The sequence below is a fragment of the Mycobacterium sp. KBS0706 genome (assembly GCF_005938675.2).
GTDB lineage: Bacteria > Pseudomonadota > Alphaproteobacteria > DSM-16000 > Inquilinaceae > Inquilinus.
The window spans coordinates 1-15,155 of sequence record NZ_VCCH02000027.1 but is presented as its reverse complement, the minus strand read 5'-3'; the positions used below and the strand labels follow the sequence as shown (position 1 = coordinate 15,155).

At 64.3% G+C, this 15,155-nt stretch carries 11 protein-coding genes; 4 read left to right on the top strand and 7 right to left on the bottom strand.

Annotated elements, in window-relative coordinates; genetic code table 11:
* The first annotated feature begins 52 nt into the window (after window positions 1-52).
* Window positions 53-5,278 carry an ATP-binding protein gene (locus tag FFK22_RS16420; RefSeq protein WP_138891443.1) on the top strand — a complete coding sequence of 1,742 codons (5,226 nt, stop codon included), beginning with the start codon at window positions 53-55 and terminating at the stop codon, window positions 5,276-5,278.
* A gap of 377 nt (window positions 5,279-5,655) precedes the next feature.
* Here the strand turns inward: FFK22_RS16420 and FFK22_RS16415 are convergent, their stop codons facing one another.
* Complete coding sequence (locus tag FFK22_RS16415) at window positions 5,656-6,492, bottom strand: AraC family transcriptional regulator (protein ID WP_221938641.1); 837 nt, start codon at window positions 6,490-6,492, stop codon at window positions 5,656-5,658.
* Window positions 6,493-6,575: 83 nt separating this feature from the next.
* On the opposite strand from FFK22_RS16415, the gene FFK22_RS16410 reads away from it, so the two are divergent.
* Together FFK22_RS16410 and FFK22_RS16405 are read left to right on the top strand one after the other, a co-directional pair.
* Window positions 6,576-7,304, top strand: a complete 729-nt coding sequence (locus FFK22_RS16410; RefSeq protein WP_138891442.1) for an alanyl-tRNA editing protein — start codon at window positions 6,576-6,578, stop codon at window positions 7,302-7,304.
* Entirely contained in the window at window positions 7,301-8,314 is a 1,014-nt protein-coding gene (locus FFK22_RS16405; protein ID WP_138891441.1) for a DMT family transporter, read from the top strand. The genes FFK22_RS16410 and FFK22_RS16405 overlap by 4 nt, the downstream gene beginning before the upstream one ends.
* Window positions 8,315-8,432: 118 nt before the next feature.
* Here FFK22_RS16405 and FFK22_RS16400 read toward each other — a convergent pair whose 3' ends face one another.
* From FFK22_RS16400 to FFK22_RS16380, 5 genes are all read right to left on the bottom strand, one after another.
* Window positions 8,433-9,131, bottom strand: coding sequence for a GntR family transcriptional regulator (locus tag FFK22_RS16400; RefSeq protein ID WP_221938640.1), 699 nt, complete (start codon window positions 9,129-9,131; stop codon window positions 8,433-8,435).
* Window positions 9,132-9,150: 19 nt separating this feature from the next.
* Window positions 9,151-10,668 (bottom strand): tripartite tricarboxylate transporter permease, encoded by a 1,518-nt coding sequence (locus FFK22_RS16395; RefSeq protein WP_138891440.1) that lies wholly within the window; start codon window positions 10,666-10,668, stop codon window positions 9,151-9,153.
* A gap of 58 nt (window positions 10,669-10,726) precedes the next feature.
* Window positions 10,727-11,233: a tripartite tricarboxylate transporter TctB family protein gene (locus FFK22_RS16390; RefSeq protein WP_138891439.1), complete on the bottom strand. Its 507-nt coding sequence runs from the start codon at window positions 11,231-11,233 to the stop codon at window positions 10,727-10,729.
* An 87-nt stretch (window positions 11,234-11,320) separates the two neighbouring features.
* Entirely contained in the window at window positions 11,321-12,337 is a 1,017-nt protein-coding gene (locus tag FFK22_RS16385) for a tripartite tricarboxylate transporter substrate binding protein (RefSeq protein ID WP_138891438.1), read from the bottom strand.
* Between the two features lie 327 nt (window positions 12,338-12,664).
* Window positions 12,665-12,856, bottom strand: coding sequence for a hypothetical protein (locus FFK22_RS16380; protein WP_138891437.1), 192 nt, complete (start codon window positions 12,854-12,856; stop codon window positions 12,665-12,667).
* Between the two features lie 324 nt (window positions 12,857-13,180).
* Between FFK22_RS16380 and FFK22_RS16375 the strand changes: the two genes are divergently transcribed.
* Window positions 13,181-13,375 carry a hypothetical protein gene (locus FFK22_RS16375; RefSeq protein ID WP_138891436.1) on the top strand — a complete coding sequence of 65 codons (195 nt, stop codon included), beginning with the start codon at window positions 13,181-13,183 and terminating at the stop codon, window positions 13,373-13,375.
* 79 nt (window positions 13,376-13,454) lie between these two features.
* Here FFK22_RS16375 and oxlT read toward each other — a convergent pair whose 3' ends face one another.
* Window positions 13,455-14,774 (bottom strand): oxalate/formate MFS antiporter, encoded by a 1,320-nt coding sequence (gene oxlT, locus FFK22_RS16370; RefSeq protein WP_138891435.1) that lies wholly within the window; start codon window positions 14,772-14,774, stop codon window positions 13,455-13,457.
* Window positions 14,775-15,155 lie beyond the last annotated feature (381 nt).

Here is a 15,155-nt window from a genome sequence, read left to right as displayed (position 1 = left end):
CCGAGCGGGTCAAATTGCTAGCGTGTCATTAGATCACGAGAATGTAGAGACCATGACAAGTCCATACTCAAGTGGTGGAGGCGGGACCCATTTTGAAGCGCGGGTCGCGGCCACGTATCTCGCTGCCATTTTGAGCGAGGCGCCGGCACGTGGCTTGCCTGCTCCGTTGGCGATTGAAGTGCAAACCCAAAGGGCGGCTCAGGACGAGCCACTCGACGATATCATAATTGTCGGGCAGCTCGTTGACGGCACCAAGACGCGGTTGAGCCTGCAAGTTAAAAGCGACATCAGATTCACGACTAACGACGCTGAATGGATCGCCGTCGTCCAAGCAGCTTGGGATACGGTCTCGAAGCCTACGTTCGACGCCGCGCACCATAGGGTTGGCGTGGCGATTGCCAATTATAGCGCCAAGATCGACAAGCACCTTCAGTCAGTTCTCACCTGGGCAACCCATAGCGCCGACGCGGCAGACTTCTTTCAGCGGCTCGGGCGGAAGGATTTTTCGCACACCGAGAAGCGGACCTTCGTCGACAGCATCCGAACGATTATTGCGGATCATGACGGACGGGTACCCGCAGACGACGCAGTCTGGCGATTCCTGCAGGTATTCGTGATCCTTCACTTCGACATCAACCTCGAAGATCGATCCCGTGATGCTGCAGCCACCGTCGATCGGCTGCGGGATCTCCTCAAAACCGGTTGGCCCGAACAGGCACCTGCGGTTTGGTCCCATCTTGTCGAGCAAGCCGGACACCTGATTCCTGCCGGCGGGAGCGCAACGCGCGCGACCATCGCCGCTTCGCTGGCGAGTGCCGGGCTGCCGGCCGGCACACCGGTTTCCTATCGAGCTGACATCGAAACACTGGCCCGTGAGTCCATCCAGACTCTCGCCCAGATTAGTGACGAAATTGATGGCCTCAATCTCTTTAGGGCCAGCAGCTACGAGCGCCTTTGGGATGCGCTGGGTGAGGCGCGTCTCATCCAAATTGATGGCGAACCTGGCGTAGGAAAGTCAGCACTTCTAAAGCTCCTGGCTCAAGAGTGCGCACGCACCGGGCCCATCTTCGTCCTTAAGGATCGTCGCATACATCCGAGGGGCTGGAGCGCGCACGCCCACGTGCTCGACGTCTGCAACGACCCCGCGACGATTCTCCGCGAATTCGGGTGCAGCGGGGAGCCGATCCTGTTCATCGACGGGATCGACAAGATCGACGAGCCATCTGAGCAGGTGACGGTGAACGACTTGATTCGCACGATTGCGAATTCCGAATGCCTAGAACGCTGGCGGATTGTCACGACCGTGCGCGCTCAGAATCTGCAACACATCGAGACTTGGCTTGACGTCGACGCCTTAAAGCGACTGGGCATCGCAACCGTCACGGTCGAGGCGCTCGGCCGCACGGAGTTGTCGGTCATTGCAGCGGAGCAAGCGCGCCTGGCGCCGCTGCTTCGGCAATCAGGCGGGCTCGACGTGATCCTGTCGCGCCCATTCTTCATCGATGCGCTACTGAGCCTCGCTCACAACACTCCGGACGCACAGCTGCCTGCAACGGAGGTAGAGCTCCTTCAGCTTTGGTGGCGCCTCGGTGGATCTGATCGTCAGGATTTTTCGGCGGCTCAACACCGACGAAATGCGCTTATGCAGCTCGCAGCGCAGTTGGCTTCCGCTCCCAACAAGCCGCTCCGCATCTCCAGCGTCTCACCCGAGGCGATTGCGGAATTGAAAGCCGCTGGCGTGCTTAGAGATAAAGACCTCGGGCACTCAGTCGTTTTCACACACGACATCTATGAAGAATGGACGCTCTGCGAGTTTCTCATTGTAGACAGAGATGGCATCGTCGCGGCGCTGACACAAGCTAAGGAGCCCCAAGCTCTCATCAGGCCCGCGCAACTTCTTGGCACTTACCTCTTGGAAACCGAGCCTTCGTCCGATGCGTGGGAAGCCCTACTTCGGGCGACGGCAGACGAAGCGCTTCGACCGGTTTGGCACCGCGCAGTCCTGACCTCATGTCTCCAGTCTACCCGGGCTGCCCTTCTTCTTGAGAAGCTCACCGATTTCCTTCTCGCCGACGATGCGGCCCGACTGCGACGGCTCTTAGTCGCGGTGCGGACCATAGAGGTTGTTCCGAATCCTATATTTCTCAACGAGAAAATATTTCCTGACCTTGAGCCCGCGGATCGCGTGAAGATGGCGGAGCACTCTGCCATTCCCAAAATTCCCACTTGGCTTCGCTTCTTAGATTGGCTAATTTCTCACCTTGATTTTCTTACCCCAAAGCTCATCCCCGATCTGATTCCAACGCTGTATACTTGGCAGATTGCATGGCAAGGGCAGAATGTCCGTCATTGCCGCGAAATCGGCCGAGAAGCGTTTCGATGGCTTCAGGAGTTCGAGGAGGCGAATTACCCTCTAGAATTTCGCGACCGGCGCGACCCCTTCGGGATGCATTTCCCGCACAACGAGGGAAGGGACCTCGAAAGCGAGATAAGGCAGCTCGCTCTCGCCGCCGCCGGCGATGTGCCGGACCTCGCGAGCGCCTATCTAGCTTCAACTGCTCAGCTACCGCGCCGCTTTCGCCAGGTTCGGGAGAGCGTGCTTGCGAACTGCGGTCAGCTCATCAGGCATCTTCCCAGAGAACTGGTTGACTTCATACTTGCGGTCTTCCTGGAGAAACCAAGCGACCATACTGATCCATACAGCAGTGGCGTTCGCCATATGATGGAAGAATTGGGCGTTGCTGGTCATCAGAGCTTCTATCCAGCATCGCCAGCCCAACCGCCCTTCCTTGCGCTGTTGCGACTCCACGAGTCCGAAGGAATTCGCCTCGTGAAGGGAATCTGTAACCACTCCATCGCTATATGGAGGCGGAGCAAAGCCCAGCCACATCGCTATGCGCCCGCAAAGCCGCTGCCAATTACTTTCAAATTTCCGTGGGGCAAACAAACCTTCTGGGGTGACACTCAGGTCTATCTCTGGTTCCGCGGCATTTGGGGAAACGGAGCCGTAAAGTCCGCGCTCATGGCCCAGGAGCAGTGGGCGCTCGAAGCTATCGAGAAGGGCGCCGACTTCGACGCGATCTTTCAGAAGTGCATTGAAGGCCATGAGAGTGTTGGCGCTCTAGGCCTAGGTCTCAGCCTCTGTTTAGCCCACCAGGACAAATCCATCGTGCGGTCGTTTCCGCTCGTCACGTCACCGCACGTTTGGCTCTGGGATATCGCTCGTTCGGTCCAGGACCATCGCGGCATCCGGCCCAACGAAATGGGTGATTGGCACCGATATCGCTATCAGCTCCAAGCAGTCCGCACCCTCAATGAAAAGCCGCACCGTGGTCTTGAAGTCCGCGCTCTTGTTCCGTATTTCGTATTTTGGCATGACAAGATTCTCAAGGGCCGATACACGCGGGCTATCCGCCGGTTCACGAAGGACCTGCCGTTCGAATATGAAGAGCAGAAGGGACCGGAGGGCGTCGAAGATCTGCGGGAAAGGATGCAGATCTTCTCGGAGCAAGGCGACCCGAGGTACTGGAAGGCTAAGCCGTCTCCGGACGGCAAGGACACACTCCTCTACAGCGACCCTCCCTCGCTGAGGTCACCAAAGATTGTCGCTCAGCAGCAAGAAACTGCCCTCTTGAATAAAGCTTCGGGTGTCGCGTTATGGGCGCAACGGACACTTGAGAATAGCACGGTTGATGATCGCTTCACTTTGGCCGAGGGCGTCGCCCTTGCACGTGAACTCGACAGTCCCGACCTCTTTCATTTCCAGTTCGGTCCAGACGACTTGGTCAAAAGCCAGAGCGCATCTGCGGTCTCTGGTGCGGCCTACGCGTTTGCTCGCCATTGCCAGGACGTGGATTGGACTCCTGAGATGGCTGGCTGGAGCCTTGGCATCCTTGAGCGCGCCGCCACCGTTGTCGAACGGGACGACGCCATGTCTTACCGAGGCTCTCTCTCATTGATGCACCCGAGTGTCTTTGCTGCGCATGGGTACAGTTCCTTGATTGCCCGAGCCTTCGAAGTGAGGCGGGCTCAAAGCGGCCTCATCAACCTCGCCGTCGATGCACTCGATGACGTGGTGAAGGCGGTGTTTGTCTCATCAAAACAGTATGCCGCTGCCCATCTTGCCTTTGTCCGTATCCTGCTGGTGCTCGGCATGAAGCAGTGCATTTCCACACGAGCGGACTTGCCGAACCTCCATTCTCTCCATTGGGACGAGAAAGAAGCGAACGAGCAGAGCCATTTGATCGAATGGGCGGAGAACGCCCTTAACGCAGACGTTGCTCCAGCATTTCCTGCAATTCCGATGCCATGGATTAAACGGCCTGCGAACTGGAAAGGGAAAGACAAGTACGGGGGCTTCGTCCAGAATGAGTTGCTGTTCCGCTACGATCTTGCTGAAAAAATTCTGTTCGAGATCGATCTGCCGAGCATCCTGGCCGAACCGGCATCTCGCGCCGCATTTCTCGATCTCCTGTCGAACCTCGTCGACTGGACGATCCAGGAAATTCTGCCGCCGTTTGTCGAGAGGCGTCGCCAGAACCGCGATTCCAACCCACCCTTCGAGTGGATTTATGCATTCGCAGCTTGGAGCGGAAAGTTGTCTGCCCATCTTAGCGCCGCTGAGACCAAGTCGCACGCCCTCGACAGGATGCTCTCGACAGAAACAGATACAGCGCTTCTGCTCCTTCAGAGTTTCATGCGACTCTTTATGATCTACGCCTTCTTGAAGGTTGATTCGATCAACTCTGGTCATCTGGCTCTGTGGCAAGAAATAACCGATTGGCTGTATTCAAATCGCCAATGGCAGAACCAAAAAGGCTCCGACCATTTAGATCGGGAATTTCAGAGCTGCGCCCTAGCTGTGTTGTTCTGCGTGCACAGCGACTTCGGACCGCTAATGTGCGTGATCGATGAAGGATGGCCGCACCTTCCAATCTTCATGCCGATCCTGGAACGTGCTGTCCAAGAGTTTGGCCAAAATGCGTCGTTGTTCTATGCCGTCCTCACCTTCTTCAAACGAGGTGGTTTGGATCTTCTCCCTGAGCCTGGGATAGGCTGGTTGCGAGATATCGCTGTATCAAAGAAGGCAGATCAGTCCTTCTGGGAGTCCAATGGGGAGGAGCTAGTCGGCCTTCTCAGACTCGTGACAGAAAGGCGGCATACGGCCCTCACCAATGACCACCGGGCGTCCATAGTCGCAATGGCCGACATCATGGTCGACAACGGGATTCGAGGCGCTGGCTTCCTGCAGCAAGAGTTGCTTCGGGAACGTAGCTGACCGTTTGCATTCCCGAGGAAGGCACCTGCCCTTTCGTCGCTAGGGATTCGGAACGTCATCTGCCCAGAACCATCTGGCTAGGCCAACGCTTGGCTGCCCCTCCACGCAATCCGGAGCAAAGATATCGCGGCCGGTGGCGCGTGCAGGTCGCCATTCCTCTATTCGACACGGACTGAACCGTTCCTCCATCCCGACCGATATCCACACCGACTCCGCTGAACAGCGGAGGTCCGGTATCGGAGCGGACCTGCATGTCCGGTATTGAGGAGTTCTGAAAGCCTTCGAACGTTCCCAAAAGGGGAAGGAGCGAACTCCAGAGGCATCGCGGGGCATCGGTGCGCAACGAGCCGAAGCCGCAGGAGGCAACAGTTCTCTCCTCAGTCGCCGCGCGTCGCCCCAGCGTACTGCAGCGGCGTGATCCCGTGGCAGCGCTTGAAGTGGCGGGTCAGCGCGCTCTGGTCGTAGAAGCCGGCGGCGACGGCGACCTCGGCGAGCGGCAGGCCTTGCGCCAGGTACCCGGCCGCACGGTCGACGCGCAGCTGGGTGACATAGGCGTGCGGGGTCAGGCCCGTCGTCCGCTTGAACAGGCTGATCAGCTGGTACTGGGTCAGCCCGACCGCCGCGCTCAGCTCCGCCAGCGAGATCGTCTCGCTCAGGCGCGCCCGGATGATCTCGGTGACGGCCCGCAGCCGGGTGCGGTCGCGCGGCCCGGGCTGGATCCGCGCCTCGCCGCTGCCGTGGCGGCGGAACAGGGTGCCGAAGGTCGACACCAGCAGCTCGCGCTCCAGCAGCGGGTCCTGCCCCGCCTGCAGGGCCCGATGCAGCGCCAGGAAGCCGGCGATCAGGTCGCGGTCGGCATAGGCGTTGCGGGTGAAATAGGTCAGATCCTCGACCCCGAGCGACCGCGCCACCTCCTGCAGCGCCGCCTCTTCCAGATACAGCGCGCGGTACAGCCAGCGCCGGCTCTCGCCCATCCAGCCGGCATGCGGCTCGACCGGGTTGAACACGAACAGCGCCTGGTCCTCGCTCGCCGGCTCGGTCACGCCGCGGGTCTTGATGATCGAGCCGCCGCCCTCGGTGACGGCGACGACCAGCGCCTCGTGCCGGTGCGGCGGATATTCCTGGGTGCGGAAATCGGCCTGCATCAGGCTGAGGCCGGGGACGGTCCGGTCCTGCCAGTAATGCGCGATGTTCAGCCGATCGACCCGGGCCATGCCGCAAAAACCTCGATTTCCGCCAATAGCGCCGGTGCGGCCGGCGCGAGACTGCCCCGGTTCACTCCACCGGGTCTTTCATCATGGCACGCTCCTTCTATCACGAGAATCCGGAATGCCTCGTCCTCGAGACCGAGGTGATCGATGCCCGGCCCGGCCGGGTGCTGCTGGCGCAGTCCCCCTTCTATCCCGGCGGCGGCGGGCAGCTGGCCGACCGCGGCACGCTGCGCTGGCAGGGCGGCGAGCACGCCGTCGCCGGCCTGGAGCCCGCGGGCGGGCGGCTGTGGCACCTGCTGGAGGATCCGGCGGCCGAGGTTTCCGGCGCGGTCGAGGCCGCGGTCGACCCCGAATTCCGCCGGATGATGCGCGAGCTGCACACCGGCACCCACATCCTGAACGCGCTGGTGTTCCGGCATTTCGACGGGGCGCTGGTCACCGGCGTGCAGTTCGGCGCCGACGGGACGGCCCGGCTGGATTTCGACCTCCCGGATGCCGACAACGACCGGCTGCGCGCGCTGGACGCCCCGATCAACGACGTCATCCGCCAGGACCTTGCGGTGCGCGACGACTATGTCACCATCGCCGCAGCCCATGCCACGCCGGGGCTGATCCGGTCGAAATCGGTGACGCCGCCGCCGACCGCGGACGGGCTGATCCGCATCGTCGATATCGCCGGGCTGGACCGCCAGGCCTGCGGCGGCACCCATCTGGCCTCGACCGGCCGGTCCGCGCCGATCCGCATCCTCAAGGTCGACAACAAGGGCCGCCACAACCGGCGCATCCGCATCGGCCTGGCCGGGGCGGCGCCGTGACCGCCACGCGCGGCCTGCTCGACCTGGTGTGGCGCCGGCCCTATGCGCTGCTGCCGCTGCCGCCGCTGTTCTGGGCCGGCAACCTGGTGATCGGCCGCGCCTTCGCCCAGGAGCTGCCGCCCTTCGGCCTGACCTTCTGGCGCTGGGTGGTGGCCTCGGCGGTGCTGCTGCCCTTCGTCTGGCGCGACCTGGTCGCGCATCGGCGCGCGTTGCTGGCGCATTGGCCCGTCATCATCGGCTGCGCCGCCAGCGGCTTCGCCGGCTACCCCGTGCTGAACTATCTCGGGCTGCACAGCACGCCGGCGGCGACGGCCGCGATGCTCAACTCCACCCTGCCGCTGATGGTGCCGATCTTCGCCTGGGCGATCACCCGGGAGGCGCCGCGCCCACGCGTCGTCGCCGGCATCGCCCTGTCCTTCCTCGGCGTCGGCTGGATCGTCGGGCGCGGCGATCCCGCCACGCTGGCCGCGCTGTCGATCGGCGGCGGCGAGATCCTGGTGCTGCTCGCCGTCGCCGGCTTCGCGCTGTACTCGATCCTGCTGCGCTGGCGTCCCGGGACCGTCCCGCCGATGGCGTTCCTGGCGGCGACGACGCTGGCCGCGTGCGTGCTGATGGCGCCGTTCTGGATCTTCGAGGAGGCGGCGGGGCGGTCGGTGCCGTTCGCGCCCTGGGCCATCGCCTCGCTGCTGTTCATCGGCGTCTTCTCCTCGCTGCTGGGGAACCTGTTCTGGAACCGCTGCGTCGCGGCGCTGGGGCCGGCGCTGACCGGGGCGTCGTTCCATCTCATGGCGGTCTATTCCGCGGCACTGGCCTTCCTGCTGCTCGGCGAGCCGGTGCATGGCTTCCATCTGGTCGGCATCGGCCTGATCCTGCTCGGCTTCGCCATCGCGGTGCTGCCGGGGGGCACGGCTGCGTCCATACTACGGTTGCCTTCACAGATCTCCCGGGCGTTCACCGATTGCCTCTCCCGCTCGCGGGAGAGGTCGGAGACGCGAAGCGGCTCCGGGTGAGGGGAGTTTGTCGAGGCCGGTGCCAGCCCTCACCCGCCAGCGCTGCGCGCTGTCGACATCTCCCGCCAGGCGGGAGAGGCAATTCGCTCCTAAGCCTATGGTCGCTGCTAGCCGTCGCTCACGCCAGGAAGTGGCAGTTCCGCTCGATGTGCTCGGCCAGGCCCAGCGTGTGGTCGCGGTCGAGGCGGGCGGCGAGGTCGGCGTCGCGCCGCTCCAGCGCCTCGATGATGCGGAGATGGTCCTGGATCGACCGGTCGGCGCGGTCGTCCTCGCGGATGGTGCGGCGGCGGATGGCGTCGATCTGCAGGAACAGGTCGGCCGTGCGGGCGATGATCAGCCCGTTGCCGCCGAGCCGGACGATCGCCCGGTGGAAGGCGATGTTGGCGTCGGAATAGCCCTCGATCTCCGCCGCCGGCCGGCCTTCGAAGCCCTCGAACAGGCCGCGCAGCGCCGCGATTTCCGCATCCGTCGCCCGAGCGGCGGCCAGCCGCGCCGACATGCTCTCCAGCGCCGCCCAGACCTGCACCATCTCGACGATCTGGCGCCGGGTCCGGCGGCGGACGAAGATGCCGCGGCGCGGCAGGGTCAGGACGAAGCCCTCCTGCTCCAGCACCGTCAGCGCCTCGCGGATCGGGGTGCGGCTGACGCCGAGGTCCCGGCACAGCTGGCGCTCGTCGAGCCGGATCTCGCCGGGATGGTCGTACAGGTCCATCGCCGAGATCGCCTGCTTCAGCGCCAGATAGGCCTGGGCGCGGAAGCTGTCATTGGCGTCGAGGCGAGAGAGCGCCAGCCGGGTGCTGATCCGCGCCTCGAGCACGGCCCCCTCCCCTGCCCCGTCAGTCCGCGGCGACGATCGGCTTGCCGCCCCCGCGCAGCCGCGCGATCAGCAGCGAGATCAGCGGCCAGAACAGCATCGCCAGGGCCAGGGCGCAGATGCCGCCGACCAGGCCGTTCGACCAGAAGATCGACAGGCTGCCCTGGGACAGCAGCATCGCCTGCCGGAACGACCCTTCCGCCATGTCGCCCAGCACCAGGGCCAGGACCAAGGGCGCCAGCGGATAGTGCAGCTTCTTGAACAGGTAGCCGACGACGCCGAAGACCAGCATCACGCTGATATCGGCCAGGGCGTTGTTGACCGTGTAGGCGCCGACCGCGCAGATGGTGATGATCACCGGCGCCACGATGCTGAACGGGATGCGCAGGATCGAGGCGAACAGCGGCACCGTGGTCAGCACCACGATCAGCCCGGCGATGTTGCCGAGATACATGCTGGCGATCAGGCCCCAGACGAAGTCGGGGTGCTCGACGAACAAGAGCGGCCCGGGCTGCAGGCCCCAAATCAGGAGGCCGCCCAGCAGCACCGCCGCGGTCGGCGACCCGGGGATGCCGAGGGTCAGCATCGGCAGCAGGGCGCTGGTGCCGGCGGCATGGGCCGCGGTCTCGGGCGCGACCACGCCCTCCATCTCGCCGCGGCCGAAGCGCTTGCCGTTGCGCGAGAAGCGCTTGGCCAGGCCGTAGCTCATGAACGAGGCCGGGGTGGCGCCGCCCGGGGTGATGCCCATCCAGCAGCCGACGATCGCGCCGCGCACCGCCGTGACCCAGTATCGCGGCAGCTGCTTCCAGGCCTGCAGCACCACCGTGGCGTTGATCTTCGCGCTCTTGCCGCGGAAGGCCAGGCCCTCCTCCATGGTCAGCAGGATCTCGCCGATGCCGAACAGGCCGATCACCGCGATCAGGAAGTCGAAGCCGCGCAAGAGCTCGGTCGACCCGAAGGTCATGCGCAGCTGGCCGGTGACGGTGTCGAGGCCGACCGCGGCCAGGGCGAAGCCCAGCATCATCGAGGCGATCACCTTCAGCGGCGCCTCGCGGCCCATGCCGATGAAGCTGCAGAAGGTCAGGAGCTGGACCGCGAAGAACTCCGCCGGCCCGAAGCGCAGGGCGAAGCTGGCGATCAAGGGCGCCAGGAAGGTCAGCAGCACGACCGCGACGAAGGCGCCGAAGAATGACGAGGTGAAGGCAGCGGTCAGCGCCTCGCCCGCCTTGCCCTGCTGGGCCATCGGATAGCCGTCGAAGGTGGTGGCGACCGACCACGGCTCCCCGGGGATGTTGAACAGGATCGAGGTGATGGCGCCGCCGAACAGCGCCCCCCAGTAGATGCAGGACAGCATGATGATCGCCGAGGTCGGCGACATCGCGAAGGTCAGCGGCAGGAGGATGGCCACGCCGTTGGCGCCGCCGAGCCCGGGCAGGACGCCGATCAGCACGCCGAGCGTGATGCCGACGAACATGTAGACGATGTTCATCGGGTCGGCGAGCACGCCGAAGCCGTGAATCAGAGAATAGAGAGCGTCCAACGGTCCCTCCCAGCGTTTCGCCTCGCCCGCTGCGCGCGGGTCTGTCTTGATCGGCCGGCTAGTAGCCGAGCATGGTCTCGAGCGGCCCCTTGGGCAGCGGCACCAGGAACCAGATCTCGAACATCAGGAACAGCGCGGCCGGCACCAGGATCGCGACGGGCACGATCTTCATCACCGGGTACTTGCCGAGCCAATGCATGAAGAAGGCGATGAACAGCGCCGCGGCGACATAGAGGCCGATGAAGCCGATCAGCGCCACGAACACGATGGTCGGCGCCAGCACCTTCATCACCAGCTTGAGCTGCGACCGGCCGACGAAGGCGCCGAGGTCGGCCGACCGGCCGAACAGGTTGGCCAGCAGCGTGCCGGCGCTGGCCAGGAGCAGGGCGACACCGACATAGAACGGGAAATAGCCCGATTCCGGGCCGTCATAGGCCCAGCCGATGCCGACCCGCAGGCTGTCGGCCATCACCACCACGGCGATGATCATCAGGACGGCCGCGACGACGATCTCCATCGTCCGCACGCTGACGGTGCTCTCGGATCCCTGGTCGTGGTTCGCCATGCCTGATCCTCCTCGGGGACGGGGCGGCGCCGGCCGGCGCCGCCGGGAAGCGAAGGCCCCGGGGGCGCAGGCCCCCGGGACCGGGCCCTACTTCGCGATGAAGCCGGCCACTTCCATCAGGGTCTTGTGGGTCTGCTCGGTCTCGGTCAGCCAGGTCTTGAAGGCGTCACCGGTCATGGTGGTGGTGTTGAACGCCCCGGCCGCCATGAACTCCTTCCACTCGGGCGTCTCGCGCACCTTCTCGAACAGGCCGACATAGTAGGCCACCTGCTCCGGCGACGCCTCGGGCGGCATGAAGATGCCGCGCAGCATCAGGTACTTCATGTCCAGGCCGGCCTCCTTGCAGGTCGGCACGTCGCTCCAGGCCTTGCCCTCCGCCTGCGGCGTGGTCACGGCGATGCGCTGGTCGTCGAACACGCAGAGCGGGCGCAGCGCGCCGGCGCGCCATTGCGACACCGCCTCGATCGGGTTGTTGACGCTGGAGTTGACGTGGTTGCCGACCAGCTGGGCCGCGACGTCGCCGCCGCCCTTGTAGGGGATGTAGGTCAGCCGCTTGCCGATGATCTGCTCGAGCCCGGCGGTGATGATCTGGTCTTCCTGCTTCGAGCCGGTGCCGCCCATCTTGAAGGCGTTGTCGCCCCCCGCCTTGATCGCGGTGACGTAGTCCTGCGCCGACTGATACGGCTCGGAGGAATTCACCCACAGGATGAACTCGTCCAGCGCCAGCATGGTGACCGGCGTCAGGTCCTTCCAGTTGAACGGCACGCCGGTCGCCAGCGGGGTGGTGAACAGGTTCGACAGGGTGATGATGATCTTGTGCGGATCGCCACCCGACCCCTTGACGTCGAGGAAGCCTTCCGCTCCAGCGCCGCCGGAGCGGTTGACCACGACGATCGACTGCTCCATCAGCCCGTGCTTCTGGATGATGCCCTGGATCATCCGCGCCATCTGGTCGGCGCCGCCGCCGGTGCCCGCGGGCACGACGAATTCGACGTTGCGGGTGGGTTTCCAATCCGCCTGGGCGATGCCGGCCCCCAGCAGGGCCACCGCAGCCGCGGCACAGGCAAATCCATGCACAAGCGCTTTACGCACTTTCCCGGTCATTGGTGCCTCCCCAGAGCCGCGGCTTCGCGTCAAGCGCGGCCGACTGTCTTGTTGGTGGATGGCCAGGTCGGTGACCGAGACTGGCTGGTATCCAATATATTGTATCTGGAATGTAACGCAATGGATCTTTTTGAATTCGGGACGATCTGTTTCGATCGCCATTTCGCAGCGCAATAGAACGAAATTACAAAGGGCGAGAACCCGCCCCTTTCCAGGTCATTGGGACCGGCGTCATCGTTTCGCCCATGCACAAATGCCGGAAACGACGACAGGCGGCCCGAGGGGCCGCCTGTTCAAAGATACGGAAGGATTGAAGCCGGAAAGCGGTCAGGCCGCCTTGCGCCAGATGTTGCTGTTGGCGGGTTCCCGGGCCTCGGCCACGCGGCGCTGCGGCGTCGCCATGCGGCGGACATCGGTGGCGATCGAACCGAACAGGTCGGGCGCCTTCACGGCGATCTCGGAGACCACGGCGGCCAGGCCGGCGCCGGCGATGATGAGGGCGATCAATCCGAGGGTCATGACGGACTCCATGAGGTTGGCTCTCTTGCGCCGCATCATATGGCAGAGGAACTGACCTTCATCAAGCTCAGGCATTATGGATTTTGTATGCCAGACAACCATGGCTGATCTGCGGATTCCGGGACGGATCGGGTCGCTCGCCCTACCCTTCTGAATTCGTTGATGATTTCGAGACAATGCCGGCTCAGTCCAGCTGAGCGCGAGCATGTGATCGAATGCATACCCGTTTTTCGTATTCTGTATACCAGTTTGCCTTGCCCGCTCGCCGGACGGGCGTATATTGCGTCGCAACAGGAACCCGAACCCATTCGAAAGGACTTGATCATGACCGGCCTGTTGATCGGAACCGCACTGGCTTTCGTCGCCCTGCTGGGCCTCGTCACCGCCCCCCGCCTGGCGGCGGTCCAGGGCGCCCCGCTGTCGCGCAATGGCCGGCTGCGCCTGGCCCAGACCGGCGGCGAGGTCGACGAGTCCGAGACCGCCGACCCGACCTGGGCCAGCTTCATGCGGGCGCTGTAATCCGCGCAAAAAAAGAGGGAGGCGATGGCTCGCCTCCCTGGGGATTGTCTCGGCTGCCGGGCCCGTCCCGGCCCGGATTTCAGTTGGCGAGGCGCGGCGCCCCTTCCGGGGTGACGCCGGCATCGGCCCGCGCCTGTTCGAGCGCCCGGGCCCGCATCGGCTTGAGCACGAACATCGCCATCACCGCCGCGATCACATTCACCAGCGCGGCGAAGATGAACACCATGTCCCAGCTGCCGAGTTGGGCGACCGCGATGCTGGCGAGGGGCACGACCAGCGAGGCCGTCCCCTTGGCGGTGTAGAGCAGTCCGGCATTGGTGGTGGCGTAGCGCGCCCCGAAGGTGTCGCCACAGGTCGCCGGGAACAGCGAGTAGATCTCGCCCCAGGCGAAGAACACCATCGCCGTCAGGATCACGAAGGCCACCGGGTCCTGGCCGAATTCCATCAGCATGACGATGCCGACCGCCTCGAGGAAGAAGGCGATGAACATCGTGTTCTCGCGGCCGATATGGTCCGAGACCCAGCCGAAGAACGGCCGGGTGACACCATTCAGCACGCGGTCGAGCGACAGGGCGAAGACCAGGGCCGGCATTGTCAGACCCAGCAGGCTGACCGGGGTGTCGCCGATCTTGAAGTCGGCCGCGATCGGGGCCAGCTGTGCCGTCGCCAGCAGGCCGCCTGAGGCGACCATGACGAACATCGCGTACATCACCCAGAACACCGGGCTGCGCAGCATCTCCGACGGCGCGTAGTCGCGGCGGGTCTGCGCGATCTTCGGCTTCACCATCGGCAGCTGCCCCTTGGCCGGCGTCGCCAGGAAGAAGGACAGCAGCACCACCGCCCCGCCCTGGATCAGGCCGAAGGTCATGAAGGTGGATTCATAGCCGGAGGAATGGATCATGTTGGCGATCGGCACGATGGTGACGGCCGAGCCGGCGCCGAAGCCGGCTGCGGTCAGCCCCGCCGCCAGGCCGCGCCGGTCCGGGAACCATTTCAGCGCCGCGCCGACGCAGGTGCCGTAGACGGCGCCGGCACCGACGCCGCCGATCGCCGCGGCGACATAGAGCAGGGTCAGCGAATCCGCCACCGAGTTCAGCGCCCAGGCGATGGCGCAGAGCAGGCCGCCGATCAGGACCACGATGCGCGGCCCGAACCTGTCGACGAACCAGCCTTCGACCGGCACCAGCCAGGTCTCGGTCAGCACGAAGATGGTGAAGGCGACCTGGATCGCCGCCTTGCCCCAGTGATGCGTCGCATCGATCGGGCCGACGAACAGGGTCCAGCCGTACTGCATATTGGCCACCATCGCCATGCAGACGATGCCGACGAGCAGCTGGAGCCAGCGTCCCCCTGGCGGTCCTTTGATCGCCGGTCCCTGAGTTGAGTTTTCTGTCAGCATTTCCGTCCCAATCCTTCGCATGTCGGTTGAGGCAACCCCATGGCATCGGAGGTGACGGCCCGTGACGGACGCCATCGTCCTCGAGGAGGGGTGCGCGGAATGCTGTCGCAGCCGGCCTTCGACCGGATTCGCTGGTCAACAGTACCCCTCGCGCCGATGTGTGAATCGGCTGCCCCTCCCCTCGGTTATGTCGTTGTTAACAGGGGCCGTTATGGCCGGCCCTCTGGCATACCAAATGCAGAACCTGAGATACCAAAGACCGTTTCCGCTGCGCTGACAAGCCGGAATCGTGGCTGCACCGCAGCAACTCGTGGCCGCTATTCCGCGGCCGCCCGGCTGCCTTCGCGCAGCGCCCGGACCATGGTCTTGCCGAGCGAGGCC